The sequence below is a fragment of the Stenotrophomonas sp. NPDC077420 genome (assembly GCF_044543385.1).
Lineage (GTDB): Bacteria > Pseudomonadota > Gammaproteobacteria > Xanthomonadales > Xanthomonadaceae > Stenotrophomonas.
Window position 1 is genome coordinate 79,981 of record NZ_JBITVZ010000009.1, and the last position, 21,041, is coordinate 101,021.

General features: G+C 68.5%; 19 protein-coding genes. 13 read left to right on the forward strand and 6 right to left on the reverse strand.

All coding sequences use genetic code 11. From position 1 onward, the window contains the following. The first annotated feature begins 30 nt into the window (after positions 1-30). The 4 genes from ACIGII_RS10795 (at position 31) to ACIGII_RS10810 (ending at position 6,307) form a co-directional block, all read left to right on the forward strand. Positions 31-3,054 (forward strand): two-component regulator propeller domain-containing protein, encoded by a 3,024-nt coding sequence (locus ACIGII_RS10795; RefSeq protein ID WP_399637973.1) that lies wholly within the window; start codon positions 31-33, stop codon positions 3,052-3,054. Between the two features lie 212 nt (positions 3,055-3,266). Continuing rightward, entirely contained in the window at positions 3,267-4,109 is an 843-nt protein-coding gene (locus tag ACIGII_RS10800) for an alpha/beta fold hydrolase (RefSeq protein WP_399638135.1), read from the forward strand. A gap of 367 nt (positions 4,110-4,476) precedes the next feature. Continuing rightward, complete coding sequence (locus ACIGII_RS10805) at positions 4,477-5,358, forward strand: SDR family NAD(P)-dependent oxidoreductase (RefSeq protein ID WP_399637975.1); 882 nt, start codon at positions 4,477-4,479, stop codon at positions 5,356-5,358. 46 nt (positions 5,359-5,404) lie between these two features. Then, the gene (locus ACIGII_RS10810) at positions 5,405-6,307 is read left to right on the forward strand and encodes a LysR family transcriptional regulator (protein ID WP_399637976.1); all 903 of its coding nucleotides are present in this window, start codon (positions 5,405-5,407) and stop codon (positions 6,305-6,307) included. Positions 6,308-6,347: 40 nt separating this feature from the next. On the opposite strand, the gene ACIGII_RS10815 is transcribed toward ACIGII_RS10810, so the two are convergent. The 3 genes from ACIGII_RS10815 to ACIGII_RS10825 form a co-directional block, all read right to left on the reverse strand. Further along, the gene (locus ACIGII_RS10815) at positions 6,348-6,530 is read right to left on the reverse strand and encodes a hypothetical protein (protein ID WP_399637979.1); all 183 of its coding nucleotides are present in this window, start codon (positions 6,528-6,530) and stop codon (positions 6,348-6,350) included. Continuing rightward, complete coding sequence (locus ACIGII_RS10820) at positions 6,527-7,663, reverse strand: PepSY-associated TM helix domain-containing protein (RefSeq protein ID WP_399637981.1); 1,137 nt, start codon at positions 7,661-7,663, stop codon at positions 6,527-6,529. Before ACIGII_RS10820 ends, ACIGII_RS10815 begins: the two co-directional genes overlap by 4 nt. A 66-nt stretch (positions 7,664-7,729) precedes the next feature. Then, complete coding sequence (locus tag ACIGII_RS10825) at positions 7,730-9,820, reverse strand: TonB-dependent siderophore receptor (RefSeq protein ID WP_399637984.1); 2,091 nt, start codon at positions 9,818-9,820, stop codon at positions 7,730-7,732. Positions 9,821-10,000: 180 nt separating this feature from the next. Here ACIGII_RS10825 and ACIGII_RS10830 point away from each other — a divergent pair, with 180 nt between their 5' ends. The 3 genes from ACIGII_RS10830 to ACIGII_RS10840 all read left to right on the forward strand — a co-directional run bounded on the left by ACIGII_RS10830 (position 10,001) and on the right by ACIGII_RS10840 (position 13,240). Beyond that, complete coding sequence (locus ACIGII_RS10830; protein ID WP_399637987.1) at positions 10,001-10,219, forward strand: hypothetical protein; 219 nt, start codon at positions 10,001-10,003, stop codon at positions 10,217-10,219. A gap of 115 nt (positions 10,220-10,334) precedes the next feature. Next, positions 10,335-11,312 carry a DUF4105 domain-containing protein gene (locus ACIGII_RS10835; protein ID WP_399638137.1) on the forward strand — a complete coding sequence of 326 codons (978 nt, stop codon included), beginning with the start codon at positions 10,335-10,337 and terminating at the stop codon, positions 11,310-11,312. Beyond that, positions 11,309-13,240, forward strand: a complete 1,932-nt coding sequence (locus ACIGII_RS10840) for an esterase/lipase family protein (protein WP_399637990.1) — start codon at positions 11,309-11,311, stop codon at positions 13,238-13,240. Before ACIGII_RS10835 ends, ACIGII_RS10840 begins: the two co-directional genes overlap by 4 nt. A gap of 26 nt (positions 13,241-13,266) precedes the next feature. On the opposite strand, the gene ACIGII_RS10845 is transcribed toward ACIGII_RS10840, so the two are convergent. Beyond that, complete coding sequence (locus ACIGII_RS10845) at positions 13,267-14,625, reverse strand: MFS transporter (protein ID WP_399637992.1); 1,359 nt, start codon at positions 14,623-14,625, stop codon at positions 13,267-13,269. 89 nt (positions 14,626-14,714) lie between these two features. Between ACIGII_RS10845 and soxR the strand changes: the two genes are divergently transcribed. Beyond that, positions 14,715-15,149: a redox-sensitive transcriptional activator SoxR gene (gene soxR, locus ACIGII_RS10850; protein ID WP_399637994.1), complete on the forward strand. Its 435-nt coding sequence runs from the start codon at positions 14,715-14,717 to the stop codon at positions 15,147-15,149. A 6-nt stretch (positions 15,150-15,155) separates the two neighbouring features. Here the strand turns inward: soxR and proC are convergent, their stop codons facing one another. Further along, a complete protein-coding gene (gene proC, locus ACIGII_RS10855; protein ID WP_399637996.1) occupies positions 15,156-15,974 on the reverse strand; it encodes a pyrroline-5-carboxylate reductase in 819 nt (272 codons plus the stop codon). A gap of 33 nt (positions 15,975-16,007) precedes the next feature. Continuing rightward, a complete protein-coding gene (locus ACIGII_RS10860; RefSeq protein WP_399637997.1) occupies positions 16,008-16,679 on the reverse strand; it encodes a YggS family pyridoxal phosphate-dependent enzyme in 672 nt (223 codons plus the stop codon). 106 nt (positions 16,680-16,785) lie between these two features. Here ACIGII_RS10860 and ACIGII_RS10865 point away from each other — a divergent pair, with 106 nt between their 5' ends. The 5 genes from ACIGII_RS10865 (at position 16,786) to ACIGII_RS10885 (ending at position 20,999) form a co-directional block, all read left to right on the forward strand. Continuing rightward, the gene (locus tag ACIGII_RS10865; protein WP_070208322.1) at positions 16,786-17,823 is read left to right on the forward strand and encodes a type IV pilus twitching motility protein PilT; all 1,038 of its coding nucleotides are present in this window, start codon (positions 16,786-16,788) and stop codon (positions 17,821-17,823) included. An 86-nt stretch (positions 17,824-17,909) separates the two neighbouring features. After that, the gene (locus tag ACIGII_RS10870) at positions 17,910-19,052 is read left to right on the forward strand and encodes a PilT/PilU family type 4a pilus ATPase (protein WP_102944162.1); all 1,143 of its coding nucleotides are present in this window, start codon (positions 17,910-17,912) and stop codon (positions 19,050-19,052) included. Positions 19,053-19,165: 113 nt separating this feature from the next. Beyond that, positions 19,166-19,759 (forward strand): hypothetical protein, encoded by a 594-nt coding sequence (locus ACIGII_RS10875; RefSeq protein ID WP_399638000.1) that lies wholly within the window; start codon positions 19,166-19,168, stop codon positions 19,757-19,759. Between the two features lie 94 nt (positions 19,760-19,853). After that, entirely contained in the window at positions 19,854-20,063 is a 210-nt protein-coding gene (locus tag ACIGII_RS10880) for a DUF4287 domain-containing protein (RefSeq protein WP_399638003.1), read from the forward strand. Positions 20,064-20,291: 228 nt separating this feature from the next. Continuing rightward, positions 20,292-20,999: a YitT family protein gene (locus ACIGII_RS10885; protein WP_399638005.1), complete on the forward strand. Its 708-nt coding sequence runs from the start codon at positions 20,292-20,294 to the stop codon at positions 20,997-20,999. Positions 21,000-21,041 lie beyond the last annotated feature (42 nt).

The window sequence follows — 21,041 nt, forward strand, 5'->3', positions numbered from 1 at the left end:
GCGCAGCGCCGCGCGGGCAGGGGACCGAGCATGGCGTACGGATTACGAGGTCTGGCCTGTGCCCTGCTGTTGCTGGTTGCCGGCACGGCGGTCGCGCTCGATCCGGCCCGCGCGATCGGCCAGTTCCACCACACCGCATGGACCGTCAACCAGGGCGCGCCAGGGCAGGTGACCGCGCTGGCCCAGACCGCCGATGGCTATCTGTGGCTGGGCACCGAAATCGGGCTGTACCGGTTCGACGGGGTGCGTTTTACCCGTTTTGCGCCCACCGGCGGCGACGCCTTTCCTGCCACCAGCGTGTCCACGCTGTACGCGTCCCCCGACGGCGGCCTGTGGATGGGGTTCCGCTACGGCGGCGTCAGCCGTATCGACGGTGACCGGGTGCGTCACTACGGTCAGGCCGACGGCCTGCCGACCAGCACCGTGTTCCGCTTTGCCGAGGATGGCGAGGGCCGTTTGTGGGCCGCCACGTTCACCGGGCCGGTCGCGCTGCACGATCAGCGCTGGCAGCGTCCGCCTGCGGGCATGGGCTATCCGGGGCGGCAGGCACGCACCTTGTTCACCGACCGCGCCGGCACGCTCTGGGTCGCCACCGAAAACGGCATGGTGGTGCTGCGCCGGGGCGCACCTGCCTTCACCCCCGTGGCGTCCACGGTCGGACGGGTCAGCCAGATCGCGCAGGCGCCGGACGGCACGATCTGGGTGGCCGAGGCGGACGGCGGCGTACGCCCGCTGGCAGGGAAGGGGGATGCGTCGTCGGCGCCGGATCCGACCGGGCCAGGCGCATCGGCCGGCCTGTTGTTCGATCGCGACGGCGTGCTCTGGGCAACCACGCTGGGCACCGGGCTGGTGCGGCGTTCGCCCACACGCCCCGGAGAGGCGTTTGAACTGTTCCGGCGCAGCGACGGGCTCAGTTCGGACTACCTGCAGCCGTTGCTCGAGGACCGCGAAGGCAACCTCTGGGTAGGCAGCAGCCGTGGCCTGGACCGCTTCCGCCACGCCAACCTGGTGCAGGTGGCGATGCCCGACGGCGCGCAGGACTTCGCCATGGTCGCCGACGGCGATGGATTGCTGGTGGGCACGCGCAACCATGCCCTGCAGCGGGTGGACAGCGTGTCGCGCCAGCCGCTGGCGCTGCGCTCTGCGATTACCGCGATGCATCGCAGCGCCGGGGGCGACCTGTGGCTTGGCGGCCCCGACGGTCTGTGGCGGATGCGCGGTGGCCGGTTCGAGGCAGTGTCCGATCTGCCCGTGTCGGTGCGTTCCGGCGTCCAGGCCATCGCCACCCTGCCGGACGGCACGGTCTGGCTGTCGTTGAACACGCCCGGTCTGCACCGGTTGCGGCAGGGCAGGTGGAAACACCTGCAGGACCTGCCCGACCTGCCGTCGAACGGTTCGCCCCTGAGCATGCAGGTGGACGCGCGCGGACGCCTGTGGCTGGGGTTCGCGCGCAACATCGCGGTGGTGCTCGACCAGGAAAAAGCGACCACGCCGTGGACCGGCCAGGCCTTGGACGTGGGCAACGTCACCGCCCTGTACGAAGACCGGCATGGGATGTGGATCGGGGGCGAACGCGGCCTGGCCCTGGTCGCCGCAGGTCGCCTGCGTAATGGGGTGCCGGGCGTGCGCGAGGATCTGCGCGGTATCAGCGGGATCGTGGCCGATGCGTCCGGCGATGTGTGGTTCAACGGTGCGCGTGGCGTGGTGCGTGTGCGTGCCGCCGATGTCGATGGCCTGTTCGGTGGTCGCGGCAGCCCGCGCTACGAACGGTTCACCGCGCTGGACGGGTTGCCGGGCATTGCCGCCCAGTTCCGCCCGCTGCCGACCGCGGCGCGCACGCAGGATGGACGCCTGTGGTTCGCCACCACCAGTGGGTTGGTGTCGATCGACCCGCGCCGGATCCTGCGCAACCCGGTGGCGCCGCCGGTGGAAATCCTGTCGGCCACGGTAGATGGCGCGGTCGTGCCCATCCACGACGGCGCCGTGGCGCTTCCCGCCGGGGCGCGCAACCTGCGCATCCGCTACACCGCGCTGAGTCTGTCGATGCCCGAACGGGTGCGCTTCCGCTACCAGCTGGACGGCTTCGATTCGGCGTGGGTGGAGGGGGCGGCGCGCTCGGCGCTGTACAACGCGCCTGGTTCTGGCCGCTACGTCTTCCGGGTAACGGCCAGCAACAACGACGGCGTGTGGAACGGACGTGGCGCGCAGCTGGTGGTCACGGTCGCGCCGCACTACTGGGAAACCGGCTGGTTCCGCGCACTGTGCGTGCTGGCCGCGGCGGCACTGCTGTGGCTGCTGTACCTGGCCCGGCTGCGCCAGCTGGCCGCGCGCATCCGCACCCGGCTGGACGAGCGTCACCGCGAACGCGAGCGCATCGCGCGCGAGCTTCACGACACCCTGCTGCAGAGCACCCAGGGCCTGATCCTGCGCCTGCACGCATCGAGCCGCAAGCTGGCGGCGGACGATCCGGTGCGGCAGGAACTGGAAGCGGCGATGCACATGGCCGAGCGCGTCGGCGCCGACGGGCGCGAGCGCGTGCGCGGGCTGCGCGGCGACGTGGACCACGCACGCGACCTGGGCGCGGCGCTGATGGCCGTGCGCGAGGACGCACACGGCCTGGCCACGCCGGCGGTGCGGCTGGTGGTGGAAGGAACGCCACGGCCGATGCAGCGCTGTGCGGGTGAGGAGGCTTACATGATCGGACGCGAAGCAATGCTCAATGCGTTCCGGCACGCCAACGCGGGCACCGTGCAGGTGTCGTTGGGGTACGGGCGGCACGCCTTCCGGCTTCGCGTCCACGATGACGGCGTGGGCTTCAACCAGGACGCGGGCCTGCTGGAGGGGCATTGGGGCCTGGCCGGCATGCACGAACGCGCGGCGCGCGCCGGTGGCAGCCTCGCGATCCGCTCCGGCCGGCCCGGGCGGGGCACCGAGATCGACCTGCAGATTCCCGCCGCGTTCGCGTGGCAGTCGCCGTACCGGCCAGGCCTGGCCGGGCTGCGTGACCGCACACGGGCAGCGCTCCGGTGGCTGCGGCGCACCGTGGGCGGGTAAAGCGCACCGGCGTACAAGCCGGTGCGGCCGGTGTCTGTTTCCATGGGGCTGCCCTCCCTGAGAAGGATGCCTCCATGCCCCCACGCCAGCCGGACACGCTGACGCTTACCCGCCGCCAGGTGCTCCAGGTGGGCGCCTCGGCGCTCGCCGTGATGGCGCTGCCGGGGTTTGCGGCCGCACCCACCCGTTCCCCCACACCGGAAACCACGCAGATGTCCGAAAATTACGTCACCACCCCAGACGGGGTCCGCATCTTCTACAAGGACTGGGGTCCGCGCGATGCGCAGCCCATCGTGTTCCACCACGGTTGGCCGCTGTCGTCGGACGATTGGGACGCCCAGATGCTGTTCTTCGTCCAGCATGGCTATCGGGTGATCGCACATGACCGCCGCGGCCATGGCCGTTCGGCGCAGGTCAGCGATGGCCACGACATGGACCATTACGCCGCCGATGCGTCGGCCGTGGCCGAGCACCTGGACCTGCGCAACGCCGTGCATATCGGGCACTCCACCGGTGGCGGCGAAGTCGCGCGGTACGTGGCGAAGTACGGCCAGCCGCAGGGCCGCGTTGCCAAGGCCGTGCTGGTGAGCGCGGTGCCGCCGTTGATGCTGAAGACCGCCGCCAACCCGGGTGGCCTGCCGATCGAGGTGTTCGACGGCATCCGCGCCGGCGTTGCCGCCAACCGCGCGCAGCTGTTCGTGGACTTCCCCACCGGCCCGTTCTATGGCTTCAACCGCCCGGGCGCCAAGGTGTATCCGGGGGTGATCCAGAACTGGTGGCGGCAGGGCATGATGGGCAGTGCCAAGGCCCATTACGAAGGCATCAAGGCGTTCTCGGAAACCGACCAGACCGACGACCTCAAGGCCATCACCGTGCCCACCCTGGTGCTGCACGGTGACGACGACCAGGTGGTGCCGATCGCCGACTCGGCCGAGCTGTCGGTGAAGCTGCTGAAGAACGGCACGCTCAAGGTGTACAAGGGCTACCCGCACGGCATGCTGACCACGCATGCCGATGTGATCAACCCGGACCTGCTGGCCTTCATCAAGTCCTGAGGCCACCCCGGCGTGCCCTCCTACAGGGCGTGGCGCCATGCCACGCCCTGTAGGGCTGCGGTTCTTGTCGGCACCGACCGCGTTGCTTATGCTGCCACTGCACCAGGCAGATCAGCACGGAGCGCACTGCGGCCCCGCAGCGCGCGACCGGTCCAAGGGCACCATGGTGGCGGTGTATTGCGCACTTTGGTTGGCGGTATTGGTGCAGACATGCCTCCTCTGGATCCTCAGGCCGCGACGAACACAGGCGCATTGACCTTCCCACCCTCCGGGCAGACCGCCCCGGTCAACACGATACGCCGTTTGTATCGTGGACCCATCAAGGGGGTATTGGCGCCCGGTGGGGCTGTCGCACGATCCTGTGTGGATGCAGACGCACAAGGCAATTTCGTTCGAGGGGCAGGTTGGGCTGGTCACGGGCGCGGCGAGTGGGTTGGGCCTGGCCTACAGCCGCCTGCTCGCCACGCGTGGCGCGCGGGTGGTGATGCACGATGTGGGGGCCGGGCTGGACGGACACGGCGCAGACCCGCAGCGGATCGCGGCGACCGTGGCGCTGCTGCGCGGCCTCGGACTGGACGTGCACGCCGCGCATGCGGCCATCGACCAGCGCGACGGGTGCCGCGCGCTGATGACCGACATCGTGACGCGGCACGGGCATATCGACTTCATCATCCACAACGCCGGCTGGGTCGAGTACCAGCAGATCGACGCGCTGCAGGAAGACCGCTTCGACCACATGATGACCATCGCGGCGAAGGCGCCACTCTGGCTGGCCGAAGCGGCGTGGCCGTCGATGCAGGCGCGGCATCATGGCCGCATCGTGCTGACCACCTCCGACCGTGCGCTGTACCCGCAGTACGTGCAGAAGGGGTTGGCCGCGTACGCGGCAGCGAAGATGGCGGCGGTGGGGATCGTCAACGTGCTCGCCGCCGAAGGTGCGCCGCACAACATCATGGTCAATGCAATATCGCCGGTGGCCAAGACCCGCATGTGGGGCGTGGAGGGCGAACCGGATGAGCTGCACCCGGACGCGGTAGCGCCGGGCGTGGCGTTCCTGGCGTCTACGGCCTGTCGCGACGGGGGCTGGATCCTGCGCGCCAGCAATGGGCAGTTCCATGCGACCCGCAGCGTGGAAGCCGACGATGTTGCCTACCCGCGCGACCTGCGTGCGACCTCGGCCGACAGCGTTGAAGACATCGCCGCGCAGTGGGCGCACATCGCGCAGCCGACCGTTGAACCGCGCAGGTAGCCACCGGCACGGCATACTGGCGGCTCCTGATTCCCGCACGGTCTTCATGGTCGACCTCCGCCTGCTTCGCCAGTTCGTCGCCGTTGCCGAAGAACTGCATTTCCATCGTGCCGCGGCCCGGTTGCACATGTCGCAGCCGCCGCTGACCGCCGCCATCCGCAAGCTGGAAGACGAGATCGGCAGCGAGTTGATCCAGCGCGGCAACCGCACGCTTGGGCTTACCGCGGCGGGTGCGGTACTGCTGGCCGAAGCGCGACGACTGCTGCAACAGGCCGATCATGCGCTGGTGGCCACCCGCGATGCGGCGGCCGGCCGCACCGGTACCGTGCGCCTGGGCTACGTGGGCAGTGCCTTGTATGGGCGGCTGCCTGGCGTCATCCGACGCTTTCGCCAGGCCAGCCCGGAGGTCCGGCTGGAGCTGATAGAAGCCACCTCGGCGCGGCAGGTCCAGATGCTGCGCGAGCAGCGCATCGACGTGGGCGTGGTGATCCCGCCGGTGTTCGACGCCGAGGACATGCAGCTGCAGGCGTTCGACAGCGACCGCCTGGCGATCGCGCTGCCGCGCCCGCATCGGCTTGCGCAGCGGGACGCGGTCAACGTGGCGGCGCTGGCCGATGAGCCGTTCGTGCTGTGGCCGGCGCGGGAGGGCAGGGGCTTCCATTCGCAGGTGGTGCGGCTGTGCGCAGCGGCCGGCTTCACCCCGCGCGTGGTGCAGGAAGCGCACGGCATGCATGCGGTGTTGTCGCTGGTGGCGGTGGAAGCGGGCATTTCAGTGGTGCCGGCCAGCATGGCCGGGTTCCGCAGTGCGGAAGTGGCCTATCACCCGTTGGCGGGGAGCGAGGCCACGTTCGAGCTGCAGCTGTGCCTGCGCGCGGATGAAGCATCGCCGGCGGCACTCAACTTCGCCCGCCACGGGGCCGGGGGCCGACCAAGCAATGCCGACCGGTAGTGCCGACCGTTGGTCGGCACCGCGAACCCGGAGCACCCCGTCACCGCGTCCGCTTCACCCAGGCCCGCACCACCAGTCCGATCAGCGCCGCGAAGACCACCCATGACACCACATCGAACAGGCCATCGCCGATCAGTGCGCTGACCAGACCCAGCAGGCTTGCCGCGGCGATCCACGCTGGCGCCGTGAACGGGCTGCCATTGGGCGCAGGCGTCCGGCTCATGCCGCACCCCCGGTTTTTTCAGCGCGCTCGATCTCGGTCACCCGCGCCTCGGTATTGCCGCGCTTGAACCACAGGTACAGGCCACTGACCAGCACCGCGATGGTCAGCAGGTCCAGCAATGCCCACAGGATCTTCAGCGGCAGCTTGCCGTAATCGCCGAAGTGCAGCGGCTGGCTGAGCAGCAGCACGCTCATGTAGGTGGGCAGCTGCGGCTGGGCGGTGAGTTCGCCGGTGGCCGCATCGATCAGCACCGGGCGGTACAGGCGTTCGGTGAGCGGGGTGTTGCCCTGCATGAACACACCATAGTGGTGGTCGCCGCTGTAGCCGGTGCCCGGGAAGCTGACGAACGCCGGGCGCATGCCGGGCTCGGCAGCGCGTGCGGTGTCTACGGCGGCCTGCAGCGAGGCCAGCGTGGTCGGGCGCGGCTGGCCGGCGTAACGCGCGGCGAACTCGCCCAGCTGCTGGCTCTGCCAGGCGGTTTCCAGTGGCTTCGCAATCGTGTTGATGGCCCCGGTGATGCCCACCACCAGCGCCCAGCCGAGCGTGACCACGCCGATCACGTTGTGCAGGTCCAGCCAGGCCAGGCGGCGGCTGCGCCCGGTGCGCAGGGTGCCGAAGCGCTGGCGGCGCATGAACGGCCCATACAGCACCAGCCCGGAGATGATCGCCACGGCGAACAGCAGCCCCATCGCGCCCATGAACAGCATGCCGGGCAGGCCCAGGAACAGGTCGGTGTGCAGCCGGTACAGGAAGTACATCACCCCTTCGTTGAACTGCGGCGCCGGCAGGACCTCACCGCTGGCCGCATCGAGCAGCGCGGTTTTCATCTGCGGCGGCGGCGTCGCCGGCTCGGTGCCGGTGTTGACGTAGACGGTGTTGCCTTCCCAGTCCCAACCGGCGAACAGCGGCACGTTGCCGGGGTACTGGGCGAGGGCGGTGCGCACCTGCGCGTCCAGGTCGCGGTGCGGGGCCTGTGGCTGCGGGTTGTCCACGTGCGGTTCGCTGAGGTGGGCGATTTCCTCGCCGAAGACCAGTGGCAGGCCGGTCATGCACAACAGCAGCAGGAACAGCGTGCAGATCAGGCTGGTCCATTTGTGGACCAGGAACCAGGCTTTGATGGTGGAACGTTGCATGGGGGTCTCTGGCGGCAGCTGGAGATGAAGGTGGCCCGGTTGCCGACCAACGGTCGGCGCTACCGTTTAGAAGCGGTAGCTGATGGTGCCGGTCACCGTGCGCGGGTTGCCGGTGAAGCAGTCACCGAAGTTGCGGCAGGGCGCGAAGTACTTCTTGTCCGACAGGTTGGTGATGTTCAGCGCCATCGTCCAATCGGTCACCTGGATTTCGGCCAACGCGTCGACCAGGGTGTAGCTCGGGGTGCGGATGAAGCCGCCGAAGCCCAGCGACTGGGTGTTGCCGACGTAGCGGCCACCCACGCCAACGCGCAGGCGCGAGACGTCGTCCAGCTGGAAGCCCTTGCCCAACCATACCGACGCCAGTTCCTGCGGGGTATCGTTGAGGCGCTGGTTTACTTCCATGGCGAAGTTGCTCCGGGTTACCTCGGCCTTGTTGCGCGAATACGCCGCGGTGAGGGTGACCTCATGCGCGAACTGGAACTGGCCCTCCAGCTCCACGCCCTTGGACTCGATCTCGCCGGTCTGGACCACGTTGAGCGGGTTCTCCGGGTCATTGGTCTGGCGGTTGGTTTCGGTAATGCGGTAGGCCGCCAGGGTCACCATCATGTTCGACGCCGGCTGCCACTTGATGCCGCCTTCCCACTGGTCGCCCTGCATCGGCTTGAACGCACGGCCGTACAGATCCTGGCCGGTCACCGGCAGGAACGACTCGCTGTAGCTGATGTACGGAGAAACACCGGCGCCGATCTCGCCGATCAGCCCGGCCCGCCAGGTGGTGGCATTGTCGGTCTGGCTGGGCAGGCCTTCGGTCTTGCTGCGCGCATGGTCGCGGCGTGCGCCGAGCACCAGCGACACGCGGTCGGCCCAGCGGATCTGGTCCTGCAGGTACACGCCCAGCTGGGTGGTCTGCTGGTCGGGCAGGCGGTCCCAGCCATTGATGGTCACGCCGCTGGAGACCGGCGCGTAGATGTCGATCGGGGTCGGGGTGGCATCCAGGTTCCAGGACTTCTCGCGGTAATCGCTGTAATCCACGCCGGCCAGCAGCAGGTGCTGGAACGCGCCGGTGGCGAAATCGAACTGCACCGCGTTGTCGCTGGTCAGCGAGCGCACGTCCGGGCGAACGCCGTAGGCGTTGCGGTTGACCACGCGCTTGTCGGCGTCGATGAAGGGGTCCAGCGGATTGCTGTAGGAATCCGGATACAGTTCGCGGAATTCGGTCTTGCCGTCGAGGTAGCGCACGGCCGAGCGCAGGCTGATGGCGTCGGTGAAGCGGTGATCGAACAGCGCGGTGATGCTGTACACGCGCGAGTCGAGCATGTCGAAATCGCGGTCGCCCAGGAAGGTCGACGGATCCAGCCGCGGGGTGCCCGCCGGTGCGTTCAAGGTGGCCACCACCGGCAGGAACTGCTGGCTGGACGCGGTCTTGTCATGCTGGTAGCTGGCCAGCACGGTCAGGGTGCTGCGCTCGCCCTGCCAGCTGATCGACGGCGCCAGGTACACGCGGTCATCGTCGATGTAGTCGGTCTGCATGCCCGAATCGCGCGCCAGCCCGACCAGGCGACCGGCAACGGTGCCGGCGTCGTTCAGGGTGCCGGCCACGCCGCCCTGGAACTGCCTGCGGTCGAAGTTGCCCAGCTGCACGGCCACTTCGCCGCCCGGCTCGCCGAAGGTCGGGCGCTTGGTGATGGCATTGATGATGCCGCCGGTGGCGCCGGCGCCGTACAGCACCGACGACGGGCCGCGCAGCACTTCCACCCGCTCCAGCCCATACACCTCGGTGCGCGCAAGCGGGTTGAACCCATAGCTGCGGCGCAGGCCGTCCAGGTACTGCACCGGGTCCAGGCCGCGCACGGTGCTGCCGTCGCTGCGGGTATCCAGGCCGTAGGCATCGGCGGTGACGCCCGCGCTGTAGCGCAGGGTTTCCTGCAGATTGCGGGCACCGCGGTCGGTGAACAGCTGCTGGGTGACCACGCTGATCGCCTGCGGCGTCTGGGTGAGCGGGGTGTCGGTCTTGGTGGCGGTGCTGGCACGGTCGGCCACCACGCTGACCGCGTCCAGGGTACGGGCGGTGCCGGTGTCCTGGGCCTGGGCGAGGGCCGACGCCAGCAGCGTGGGAACGAGCAGCAGCAAGGCCGAACGGCGCGCGGGGGCGGACATGGCACGGATCCAAGGGACTGAGGGCCCGGATTATCGGGAGGTGAGGATGCGAACGCAAATGAATATCACCCGCGCGCGGTGGCCCGTCGTCTTTCATCCCGCTGCCACATCGCCTGCACGGTCCCTGCGCGGCAGCGCCCTTAACGTAGGTCGTCCCCACGCCGCTCCTGGAGACACGCCATGAATACCCTGCAGACCGCCGCGCGCGCCATGCGCAACGGCCTCGAAGAAATGGCGGCCCTGCTGGTGGGCGAGCGCGCTGACGACCTGCGTCGCGACACCGCGGCGGCTCCCGGCGTGGGTATTCCCATGCCGCGTCGGCTGCCGCTCCGCCGCGCGCTGCCCCGCGCCCGGAAAGGCATGGCCCCCTGGCAGAAGGTGGGCGCGGCGCGCCGCTGAGCGGACCTGAACAGGCAAACATGTCCCCTGGCCGTGGGATATGGCTAACTAGCGCCCCGACCAACCGACGGAACGACGTGTGAAGAAAGCAGGACGATGGGCGCTGGCCGCAGGCATGCTGGTGGCCGCGCTGTGGGTGGCCGGGCTGCTGGCGTACCAGCTTCCCGGGCCGGGGTGGTTGAGGGGCTTGGTGGTCGTGGCGTGGGGCGCAGTCGCGCTGAGCGCGGTCGTCGCGGTCGCGCGCGCCGGCGGCGCACGCTGGCCCGGTCCTGTATTCGGGGTCGTGCTGGTGGCCTGTGGGCTCTGGTGGCTGATGCTCAGCCCGCGCCAGGACCGGGTATGGGCCGATGATGTCGCGCAGCGCTTGAAGGTGGTGTCCTTCGACGGCAACCGGGTGGTGCTCGACAACGTGCGCAACTTCACCTGGCGCACCGAGGACGACCACGAAGCGCGCTGGGAACGCCGCGAGTACGAGCTTGACCAGCTGCGTTCGGCCGATCTGGTCCTGTCGTACTGGATGGGCCCGATGATCGCGCACACCCTGGTGTCATTCGGATTCGCCGACGGACGCCAGCTGGTGTTCTCGCTGGAGATCCGCAAGGAGCGCGGCGAATCGTTCTCCGCGCTGGGAGGCTTCTTCCGCAAGTTCGAGATGACCCTGGTGGCGGCGGAAGAAACCGACATCGTGCGCGTACGCAGCAATGTGCGCGGCGAGGATGTATATCTTTACCGCCTTGAAGGCATGACCCGCGAGCAGCTCAAGGGGCTGTTCGTCTCCTACCTCGGCGAGGCGCGCAGGCTGGATGCCGCACCGGCGTTCTACAACACGCTTACCAGCAACTGCACCACCATCGTGTACGAACTGGCCAGGCAGATCGCGCCGGGGCTGCCGCTGGACTACCGCCTGCTCGCCTCCGGCTACTTCGCCGAATACGCCCGCGACCTCGGCGTGCTGACGCCGGGCGTGGACTTCGCCACCCTGAAGGCGCGCGGGCGCATCACCGAGCGTGCGCGCGCCGCCGGTGATGACCCGCGCTTCCCGCAGTTGATCCGCCAGGGCGTGCCGGGCGTGGACATGGAGGTCCAGCCATGACCCGCTGGCTGCAACGCACGCTGCCACAGCTGGCGGTGGTGCTCGCGCTGCTGCTGTCCAGCGGCTGTGCGATGGTGACCATGAAACAGGTCTCGCCGACCGACTACCTGGCCAACAAGCGCGGCGACGTGCTGACCTCCGGCAGGTTCAGCATGGCCTCGCAGGAAACGCTGAGCGTGATCGGCCTCGACGTGTCGCTGTGCGAGAAGGATGTCGTCACCTGCGAAAAGACCCTGAAGGACACGCGCGACGTGCCCGAGGAGCAGCGTTTGTCGGCGTTGTCCGAGCTGTGGGTGAAGAACGCACTGGCGCTCACGCCCAAACCCAGGGACCGCGACAAGACCCCGATGTCCGACGCGGCGCTGGACGCGTGGCTGGAAGCCGCGCGGTACGCATATGCCTACCTGTTCTTCAGCGGGCGCACGCCGTCCGATCGCGCCTTCGAAGACCGCCAGACCCAGGTGCGCGACTACTACAACTACGCCGCCGAGCAGACCGCCACGGTGGTGTTCAAGCGCAGCCGCGAGAGCGCGCTGGAAGGCGAGGACTACAACGCCGCCGTGGCCGGCGAGCGCTGGACGCTGACTTCGGACTTCGACGAGCTTCGCCTGACCAGCATTCCCACCACCATGGTGGCGGCGTCGTCGGTCAGTTTCGCCGGGCTGCGCAGCACGTATCGCCGCGATGGGTTCGGTGCCGAACTGGTGGTGGTGATGGACCCCCCCAGACTCATCGCGCCGGTCGACGGTGAAAAGGCGGAGATCCCGCAGTACAGCGAGATGTCGGCGATCAATGCGACGGCGCTGCTGCGCTTCAAGGGCGATACGCTGGAGCAGGTGCTGGACACGACCCAGGTGCTGTTCGACGTGTACTCGCCCGAATCCACCGAAAGCGTGGACCTGCACGGTGAAAAGGTGCCGCTGGCCGGCAACTTCACCGCGGCGTACGGGATGTGGCTGGCGCAGTCCGGATTTGCCACGCAGTCGCTGCGCACGCTGTTCGGGTTGAGCCAGGGCATTGCCGAGCCGCACATGTACCTGATGCAGCCCTGGGATCCGAACCGCCGCATCATCTTCATGCTGCATGGCCTGGGCAGCAGCCCGGAGGCATGGGTGAACGTGGCCAACGAGATCCTGGGCGACCCGGAGCTGCGCAGGCATTTCCAGGTCTGGCAGGTGTATTACCCGACCAACGCGCCGATCGCCCTGAACCGCTACGCGATCGACCAGGCCTTCGACAACACCCTGAAGCACTTCGACCCGAAGGGCACGTCGCCGGCCTCGCGCGACATGGTGTTCATCGGCCACAGCATGGGCGGCGTGCTGGCGCGCCTGCTGGTCACCAGCTCCGGGGAGACCCTGTGGGACCAGCTGCTGGCCAACTATGACCTGAAGGGAGAGCGCCTCAAGCGGGTGCAGGCCAAGCTGGGCCCGCTGCTGCATTTCGATGCCGAACCCCACGTGGAGCGCGCGATCTTCATCGCGGCCCCGCACAAGGGCACCGACATCGCGGGCAACCGGGTAGGCCGTTTCATCGGCCGGCTTGTGCGCCTGCCGATCACGATCCTGGGCAAGTTCGAGGACGTGTTCCAGACCCTGCAGCAGTCCGAGGTGCAGTCGGCGCAGGCGACCAAGCTGCAGATTCCCAACAGCATCGACAACCTCAAGGCCAGCGACCCGTTCGTGAAGGCGTCGTCGGCACTGCCGATCATGCCGGGCCTGAAGTACCACTCCATCATCGCCCAGCGCAAACCGGGTGTGCCGCTCGAACAGTCCGATGATGGCCTGGTCCCGTACTGGAGCGCGCACCTGCCCGGCGCGGTGTCGGAGAAGGTGATCATCTCCGGCCACAGCGTGCAGGAGACCCCGCAGGCGGTGCTGGAGATCCGGCGGATCCTCAGGGAGGATCTTGAGGACGTGACGCCCTGATTTTCCGCCGGATCAACCAACGACAGTCAAACCCGTCGTGCCACCACCACGCTCGCGGCGGCCAGCAGCAGCATGATCGCGAACGTCTGCAGGTAGCCCAGGGTGACGTCCACCGACAGCATCAGCGCGAACAGCGAGCCGGAGATGGCCAGCGTGGTCGCCACGGCCAGCGCCTCGCTCAGCTGCAACGCCGAGGTGTTGGCGCCCTGCTGCGCCGGCGGCGACATCGACAGCGTCAACACCGACAGGCTGGGATAGATCAATCCCATCCCCAGCCCGGTCAAGGTCCAGCCCACCAGCGCCAGCCCCAACGGCACGCCGGGCTGGATCGCCAGTGCGGTGCCGATGATGCCGCCGCACATCAGCAGCGCACCGGCGGTGAGCAGGTGGCGGCGCGACAGGCGCTGCGCGCCGTGGCCCTGGAACCACGAACCGCTGAACCAGCCCAGCGCGCCCAGGCTCAACGCCACCCCGGCCAGCAGCGGGCTCAGTCCGCGTTCGCGCTGCAGCAGCAGCGGCAAAAAGGCTTCGCAGCCGAAGAAGGCCGAAGCGGCGATGCCGCGCAGCGCGATCACGCTGGGCAGGCCGCGGCGCAGGCGCAGGGTGCCGCGGGGCAGCAGCTTCCAGCTGCACAGCGCCAGCACCGCCACCGCAGGCACCAGCACCGCCAGCGCCGACCCGCCGGCCTGCTGGCCACCGACATACAACAGCAGCGCGCCCACCGATGCCCCCACGGCCCAGCGCACCACGCTGCCCTCCGACGCGGACGCCGCGGCCAACGGCGGCATCGCCCGCAGCGCCGGACGCAGCAACAGCGCGGCGGGAACGGCCAGCAGCGGCACCGCGAGAAACACCCAGCGCCATCCGGCGTGCTGCACGATCAGGCCGCTGATGGCGGGGCCGATCAGCGAAGGCACCACCCACCCGGCGGAAAACGCGGCGAACACGCGCGGCCTGAGCGATTCCGGGAAGGTGCGCCCCACCAGCACGTACAGCGCCACTGAAATCGCGCCGGCGCCCAGCCCCTGCAACAACCGGCCCATCACCAGCACCGGCATGTGCTGCGCCAGCCCGGCCACCAGCAGGCCGGCGACGAAACAACCCAGGCCCAGCCACAGCGGCCGCGCCGGGCCCAGACGGTCGCTCCAGCGCCCCGCCAGCGTCATGCCGATCACGCTGGTGGCCAGGGTGCCGCCGAACGCCAGCGCGTACAGGCGCAGGCCGTCCAGTGCATGCGCGACGGTGGGCATGGCCGCCGCTACGGCCAGCGCTTCGAAGGCATGCAGCGACACCAGCGCGACCATGCCGATGGTGGTGGCGCGGTACTGCGCCGACAGGATCGACGCGGGCGCGACGGAGGAAGGTACAGCGACATCGGAAGACATGCGGATTCCCGGCAACGAAGAAGCGCGGCGCTTGCCGCGCGCCGCGAGGTGCCGCACGATGACACCTTAACCATGGTTGAGGTCAAGCGGTGATCGCACAGGAGTTGAGTGTAGGGGAGGTGGCACGGCGCAGCGGCGTGGCGGTATCGGCGCTGCACTTCTACGAGCGCAAGGGGTTGATCCGCAGCCTGCGCACCGCCGGCAACCAGCGTCGGTTCGGTCGCGAGGTGCTGCGCCGGCTGGCGGTGATCCGCGTGGCGCAGCGGGTGGGCCTGCCGCTGGAGGCGGTGGCCAACGCCTTTGCGGCACTGCCGGAAAACAAGACGCCGACCCGCGCCGAATGGGCGAAGATGTCGGCGCTGTGGCGTGGTGAACTGGACCAGCGCATAGAAGAGCTGCTGCTGCTGCGCGACCAGCTCACCGACTGCATCGGGTGCGGGTGCCTGTCGCTGAAGCGCTGCCGCCTGGCCAACCCGGGCGACGCCCTGGCCGAGCAGGGCGACGGCGCGCAGCGCTGGGGTTGAACCGGATCAGTCGTTGGCCGCCGACAACGCCTGTCCGCGTCGCGTCGCCGCGTCGATCGCCCGTGCCACGATGGCCTCGAAGTCCTCGCCCTGGAAGCTTTCGATGGCGGCCTGCGTGGTGCCGTTCGGCGAGGTGACGCGCCGACGCAGCTCGGCCGGCGCTTCCCCGGATTCGTCCAGCATGCGGCTGGCGCCGAGCAGGGTCTGTACCACCAGGGTGCGCGCGGCGTCGGCGGGCAAGCCCTGTGCGAGGGCGGCAGCTTCCATGGCTTCGGCCAGCAGGAACACGTAGGCCGGCCCGCTGCCGGAGACGGCAGTGACCGCGTCCATCCGCGCCTCGTCATCGATCCACACGGTACGCCCGGCGCTGGCCAGCACCGCGTCGGCCTGCGTGCGCTGGTCCGCGCTCACGTCCGCGGTGGCAAACAGACCGGTGACGCCGGCGCCCAGCAGGGCCGGGGTGTTGGGCATGGCGCGCACCACCGCGCCGCCGCCCAGCCAGCGCTGCAGCTGCGCGCTGGTGATGCCGGCGGCGATGGACACCACCAGCGGCGCCTTGGCCTGGGCGATATCGGCCAGGCCGGCGCAGACATCGCCCAGCACCTGCGGCTTCACCGCCAGCACCCAGAGCGTGCCCTGCGCGGCCGCCTCGGTGGCGCTGGCGTAGGTTTTCACGCCGAAGTCGGCGGTGAGCTGGCTGCGCAGTTCGGCAACCGGTTCGGCCACGTGGATGTGGCCCGGCACGGTGCCCTGGCGGACGAGGCCGGCAATCAGGCTGCGGGCCATGTTGCCGCCGCCGATGAAGGTGATCGAAGTGGGGGTCATGGGGTGTCCTCGGTAAGGCAGCGGGGGATCGGGTCAGTGGCGTGCGCCGAACAGGGCGGTGCCGACGCGGACCATGGTCGCGCCGTGGGCGATGGCCTCCGGGTAATCCCCGCTCATGCCCATCGAGAGCGTGTCGACCTGCGGGTGCAGGGCGGCGAGGCCTTCAAACAGCATGTGCATGCGTTCGAAGGCCTGCGCGCGGCGCGCGGCGTCGGGCCAGGGGGCGGGGATGGCCATCAGCCCGCGCAGGCACAGGCGCGGTTCGGCGGCGATGGCGGCGGCCAGCGCCGGGACGGCGTCGGGGCTGCAGCCATGTTTGCTGTCTTCGTCATCGATATTGACCTGCACCAGCACGTTCAGCGGCGGCAGGGCCACCGGGCGATGCGCGGCCAGGGCCGTTACCAGTTTGGGCCGATCCACGCTCTGCACCCAGTCGAAGCGTTGCGCGGCCAGCTCGGCCTTGTTGGACTGCAGGTGCCCGATGAGGTGCCACTCCAGCCCCAGGGCGGCCAGCGCGTCGATCTTGGCCACTGCTTCCTGCACGTAGTTCTCGCCGAACGCCTGCTGGCCCTGCGCGGCCAACTGGGCGACGGCCTCGGCCGGCTGGGTCTTGGAAACCGCCAGCAGGCGCGGCACTGGCCGTCCGGCGGCGGTGGCCGCGTTGTGCAGGTTCAGCAGCAGGGCAGGCAGGGGCTGGGCAGTCACGGGCACGGTCTCAGGGGGCGGGCATTACCCGGTCGATCAGGGAGGCTATACTGCCGACCGGGGAAAGATCCTTCCAGTCGCAGCAGTCTATGGGGAGTAGCAGCGTATGGATATCGCCGAACTGTTGGCGTTTTCCGTGAAGAACAAAGCGTCGGACCTTCATCTGTCGGCAGGCCTGCCGCCGATGATCCGCGTGGACGGCGATGTCCGTCGCATCAATATTCCGGCCCTGGACCACAAGCAGGTCCATGCGCTCGTTTACGACATCATGTCGGACAAACAGCGCCGCGATTACGAGGAATTCCTCGAAGTCGACTTCTCGTTCGAGATTCCCAGCCTGGCGCGTTTCCGCGTCAACGCGTTCAACCAGAACCGTGGCGCCGGTGCGGTGTTCCGTACCATTCCGTCCGAAGTGCTCACCCTGGAAGACCTGGCCGTGCCGCCGATCTTCCGTGAGCTGATCGACCAGCCGCAGGGCCTGATCCTGGTCACCGGCCCGACCGGTTCGGGCAAGTCGACCACGCTGGCGGCGATGATCGACCACATCAACAAGAACGAATACGGCCACATCCTCACCGTCGAGGATCCGATCGAATTCGTGCACACCTCGCAGAAGTGCCTGATCAACCAGCGCGAAGTACACCGCGACACGCACGGCTTCAACGAAGCGCTGCGTTCGGCACTGCGTGAAGACCCCGACATCATCCTGGTGGGCGAGCTCCGCGACCTGGAAACCATCCGCCTGGCCCTGACCGCGGCCGAAACCGGCCACCTGGTGTTCGGCACCCTGCATACCAGTTCGGCGGCCAAGACCATCGACCGCATCATCGACGTGTTCCCCGCCGGCGAAAAGCCGATGGTGCGCTCGATGCTGTCCGAGTCGCTGCGCGCGGTGATCTCGCAGGCGCTGCTGAAGAAGGTCGGCGGTGGCCGTACCGCCGCGTGGGAAATCATGGTCGGCACCCCGGCCATCCGCAACCTGATCCGCGAGGACAAGGTGGCGCAGATGTACTCGGCGATCCAGACCGGCCAGCAGATGGGCATGATGACGCTGGACCAGCACCTGCAGGACCTGGTCAAGCGCAGCCTGATCACGCGCAACCAGGCCAAGGAATACGCCAAGGACAAGCGCATCTTCGAATGATGGTGGCGCCGGGCCTTCCCGGCGCGACAGATTCGGCAGCGCCGGGCCATGCCCGGCGTTCGGCAAGGTTTCCGGAGCACATCGCCATGAACACCACCAGCACCACCATCGACTTCACCTCGTTCCTCAAGCTGATGGCGCACCAGAAGGCGTCGGACCTGTTCATCACCGCGGGCATGCCGCCGGCGATCAAGGTCAACGGCAAGATCTCGCCCATCACCCAGACCCCGCTCACGCCGCAGCAGAGCCGCGACCTGGTGCTGAACGTGATGACGCCGGCGCAGCGCGAAGAATTCGAAAAGACCCACGAGTGCAACTTCGCCATCGGCCTGTCCGGTGTCGGCCGCTTCCGCGTGAGCTGCTTCTACCAGCGCAACCAGGTCGGCATGGTGCTGCGCCGGATCGAAACGCGCATTCCCACCGTGGAAGAGCTGAGCCTGCCGCCGATCATCAAGACCCTGGCGATGACCAAGCGCGGCATCATCCTCTTCGTGGGTGCCACCGGGACCGGCAAGTCGACCTCGCTGGCGGCGATGATCGGCTACCGCAACCTGAATTCCACCGGGCACATCATCACCATCGAAGACCCGATCGAATTCGTGCACAAGCACGAAGGCTGCATCATCACCCAGCGCGAAGTCGGCATCGACACCGACAGCTGGGAAGCAGCCCTGAAGAACACGCTGCGCCAGGCGCCGGACGTGATCATGATCGGCGAGGTGCGTACCCGCGAGGGCATGGACCACGCCATCGCGTTCGCTGAAACCGGTCACCTGGTGCTGTGCACCCTGCATGCCAACAACGCCAACCAGGCGATGGACCGCATCATCAACTTCTTCCCGGAAGACCGCCGCAACCAGCTGCTGATGGACCTGTCGCTGAACCTCAAGGGCGTGGTCGCGCAGCAGCTGGTGCCCTCGCCGGACGGCAAGTCGCGCAAGGTCGCCATGGAAATCATGCTCGGCACGCCGCTGGTGCAGGATTACATCCGCGACGGTGAGATCCACAAGCTGAAGGAAGTGATGAAGGAGTCGGTGCAGCTGGGCATGCGCACCTTCGACCAGAGCCTGTTCGAGCTCTACCAGGCCGGCGAGATCAGCTACGAAGACGCGCTGCGCTATGCCGATTCGCAGAATGAAGTGCGCCTGCGCATCAAGCTGTCGCAGGGGGGCGACGCACGCACCCTGTCGCAGGGCCTGGACGGGGTGGAGATTTCCGAAGTCCGCTGAGCCGGGGACGGGGAAAACGGGCGCGCGCGGCATGCTGCCGGCGCGCCTTTGTTGTACGTGGTGCTTCAAGGGGCCGGCACCGTGCCGGTAGCACTGTCACTTAGAGATTGCACATGGAATTGCATGATCCGTATCGCGCACCGGCCACGTTCCCGGTGCCACCCGCCCTGCCGCGCGCACTGCCCGAGGCAGGTGCCCGCGCCCAGCCGATCAGCGACGCGGCGGAGTATTACGCGCCGTCGTCGATGAAGCTGGTGCTGCTGTCGCTGACCACGCTGGGGCTGTACGTGGTGTACTGGTTCTGGCGCAACTGGCAGGCGATCCAGCGCGAAACCGGGGGAAGGCAGTGGCCGTGGGCCCGGGCGCTGTTCTCGCCGCTCTGGGCGTATTCGTGTTTCAGCGAGCTGCGCGACGCCGCCAGCAACCGCCGGCGCGATCTGGCGTTCGCGCCGGGGCTGCTGGCAGTGGTCTACTTCCTGCTCAACGTGGCCTCCCGCCTGCCCAACGTCGGCTGGCTGCTGGCCCTGTTCGTGTTCGTCCCGCTGCTGCCGGTCAACAGCCTGCTGCGGCGCTACCACCAGGACGAACGGGTGGATACCGAGCGCATGGACCGCTTCGGCGCCCTGCATATCCTGGTCGTTGTCGTCGGGGGGCTGTTCCTGCTGCTCCTGTTCGCCGGCATGTTCCTGACCAACGGCGGCAGGTAACCGGCGGCCATCACGCCGGGGCGGTGGCCCCGCATGTCGATTCCGAAGCTGCAGGGACGTCGTACTGGTTGAACCCACCTGCGAGGAAACGGTCATGCGCGACACCGCCCCGGTCAACGGCCCTGCGTCGTACTTCCCATCCATTGAGAGAACCTATGGCCAGCCTGTTGGCCATTGGCTGGCCCTGTTGGCTACCCAGGGCGGTTTGAAGCATATGGCGCTGGTGGGGTTCCTGAAGGAACAGCAGGGCCTGGGCCACGGGCATGCCAATGCGCTGGTGGCCCATCACCTGAAGGCCCGGTAGGGTTGAGGCGCACGACCAACGGTCGTGCGCTACCGGGGTGGCCGACGGTCGTGCGTTGCCAGGGTTGCCGACGGTCGTGCGTTGCCGGGGTGGCCGACGGTCGTGCGTTGCCGGGGCGGCCAACGGGCGTGCGCCGGCGGGGCGGCGGGGGGGATGAATCGATTTCACCTGCAACTGTCACGCTGATCGTGTCTAATACCGCTCCCCACGTGTCTGGCCCCACCCTCCATGTCCCTTGAATCCCATGGCCCCGCGCCGTGCGACGACGCCGACGGCCATCTGGTCACCGCCGGCCCGCTGACCCCGCCACCGGACAGCGCCGGCACCGTGGCCGATGAGAAGGCGCTGCGCCACTCGGTCGCCGAAGACGTACAGGGCATGATCCTGGCCACCCTGGTGGCGTCGCTGGGGTTGGCCATCTTCGCCAAGGGCGGGCTGATGATCGGCGGCATGGCCGGGCTGGCGTTCCTGGCCCACTACGCCTTCGGCTGGAACTTCGGCCTGGTGTTCGTGCTGGTCAACCTGCCGTTCTACTGGGTGGCGGTGCGGCGCATGGGCTGGGAATTCACCCTGAAGACCTTTGCCGCAGTGACCGCCTGCGGGGTGCTGACCGACCTGCTGCCGCGCTGGGCCGATTTCGCGCACATGAGCTCGTTGTACTCGGCGCTGGTGGGCGGGGCGCTGGCCGGGCTGGGCATCCTGTTCTACATCCGCCACCGCGCCAGCCTGGGCGGCATCGGCATCCTGGCGGTGTACCTGCAGCGCACCCGCGGCTGGAGCGCGGGCAAGGTGCAGATGTCGTTCGACACCCTGTTGATGGGCGTGGCGTTCTTCGTGCTGTCGCCGGACAAGGTGCTGTATTCGGCGATCGGCGCGGTGGTGCTGAGCCTGGTACTGATGTTCAACCACCGCCCCGGCAGGTACATGGGCGTTTGACGGGGGCGTCGCCGACGCAATCGACCCTGGGCGCCCCACACC

Excerpts from the sequence above, each read along its gene's own strand:
- ACIGII_RS10820 (WP_399637981.1), bottom strand. The coding sequence starts at position 7,663 with ATGCAACGTTCCACCATCAAAGCCTGGTTCCTGGTCCACAAATGGACC.
- ACIGII_RS10800 (WP_399638135.1), top strand. The coding sequence starts at position 3,267 with ATGTCCGAAAATTACGTCACCACCCCAGACGGGGTCCGCATCTTCTAC.
- ACIGII_RS10805 (WP_399637975.1), top strand. The coding sequence starts at position 4,477 with ATGCAGACGCACAAGGCAATTTCGTTCGAGGGGCAGGTTGGGCTGGTC.
- ACIGII_RS10845 (WP_399637992.1), bottom strand. The coding sequence starts at position 14,625 with ATGTCTTCCGATGTCGCTGTACCTTCCTCCGTCGCGCCCGCGTCGATC.
- proC (WP_399637996.1), bottom strand. The coding sequence starts at position 15,974 with ATGACCCCCACTTCGATCACCTTCATCGGCGGCGGCAACATGGCCCGC.
- ACIGII_RS10815 (WP_399637979.1), bottom strand. The coding sequence starts at position 6,530 with ATGAGCCGGACGCCTGCGCCCAATGGCAGCCCGTTCACGGCGCCAGCG.
- ACIGII_RS10795 (WP_399637973.1), top strand. The coding sequence starts at position 31 with ATGGCGTACGGATTACGAGGTCTGGCCTGTGCCCTGCTGTTGCTGGTT.
- ACIGII_RS10875 (WP_399638000.1), top strand. The coding sequence starts at position 19,166 with ATGGAATTGCATGATCCGTATCGCGCACCGGCCACGTTCCCGGTGCCA.
- ACIGII_RS10810 (WP_399637976.1), top strand. The coding sequence starts at position 5,405 with ATGGTCGACCTCCGCCTGCTTCGCCAGTTCGTCGCCGTTGCCGAAGAA.
- ACIGII_RS10870 (WP_102944162.1), top strand. The coding sequence starts at position 17,910 with ATGAACACCACCAGCACCACCATCGACTTCACCTCGTTCCTCAAGCTG.
- ACIGII_RS10840 (WP_399637990.1), top strand. The coding sequence starts at position 11,309 with ATGACCCGCTGGCTGCAACGCACGCTGCCACAGCTGGCGGTGGTGCTC.
- ACIGII_RS10880 (WP_399638003.1), top strand. The coding sequence starts at position 19,854 with ATGCGCGACACCGCCCCGGTCAACGGCCCTGCGTCGTACTTCCCATCC.
- ACIGII_RS10885 (WP_399638005.1), top strand. The coding sequence starts at position 20,292 with ATGTCCCTTGAATCCCATGGCCCCGCGCCGTGCGACGACGCCGACGGC.
- ACIGII_RS10865 (WP_070208322.1), top strand. The coding sequence starts at position 16,786 with ATGGATATCGCCGAACTGTTGGCGTTTTCCGTGAAGAACAAAGCGTCG.
- ACIGII_RS10825 (WP_399637984.1), bottom strand. The coding sequence starts at position 9,820 with ATGTCCGCCCCCGCGCGCCGTTCGGCCTTGCTGCTGCTCGTTCCCACG.
- ACIGII_RS10835 (WP_399638137.1), top strand. The coding sequence starts at position 10,335 with ATGCTGGTGGCCGCGCTGTGGGTGGCCGGGCTGCTGGCGTACCAGCTT.
- ACIGII_RS10830 (WP_399637987.1), top strand. The coding sequence starts at position 10,001 with ATGAATACCCTGCAGACCGCCGCGCGCGCCATGCGCAACGGCCTCGAA.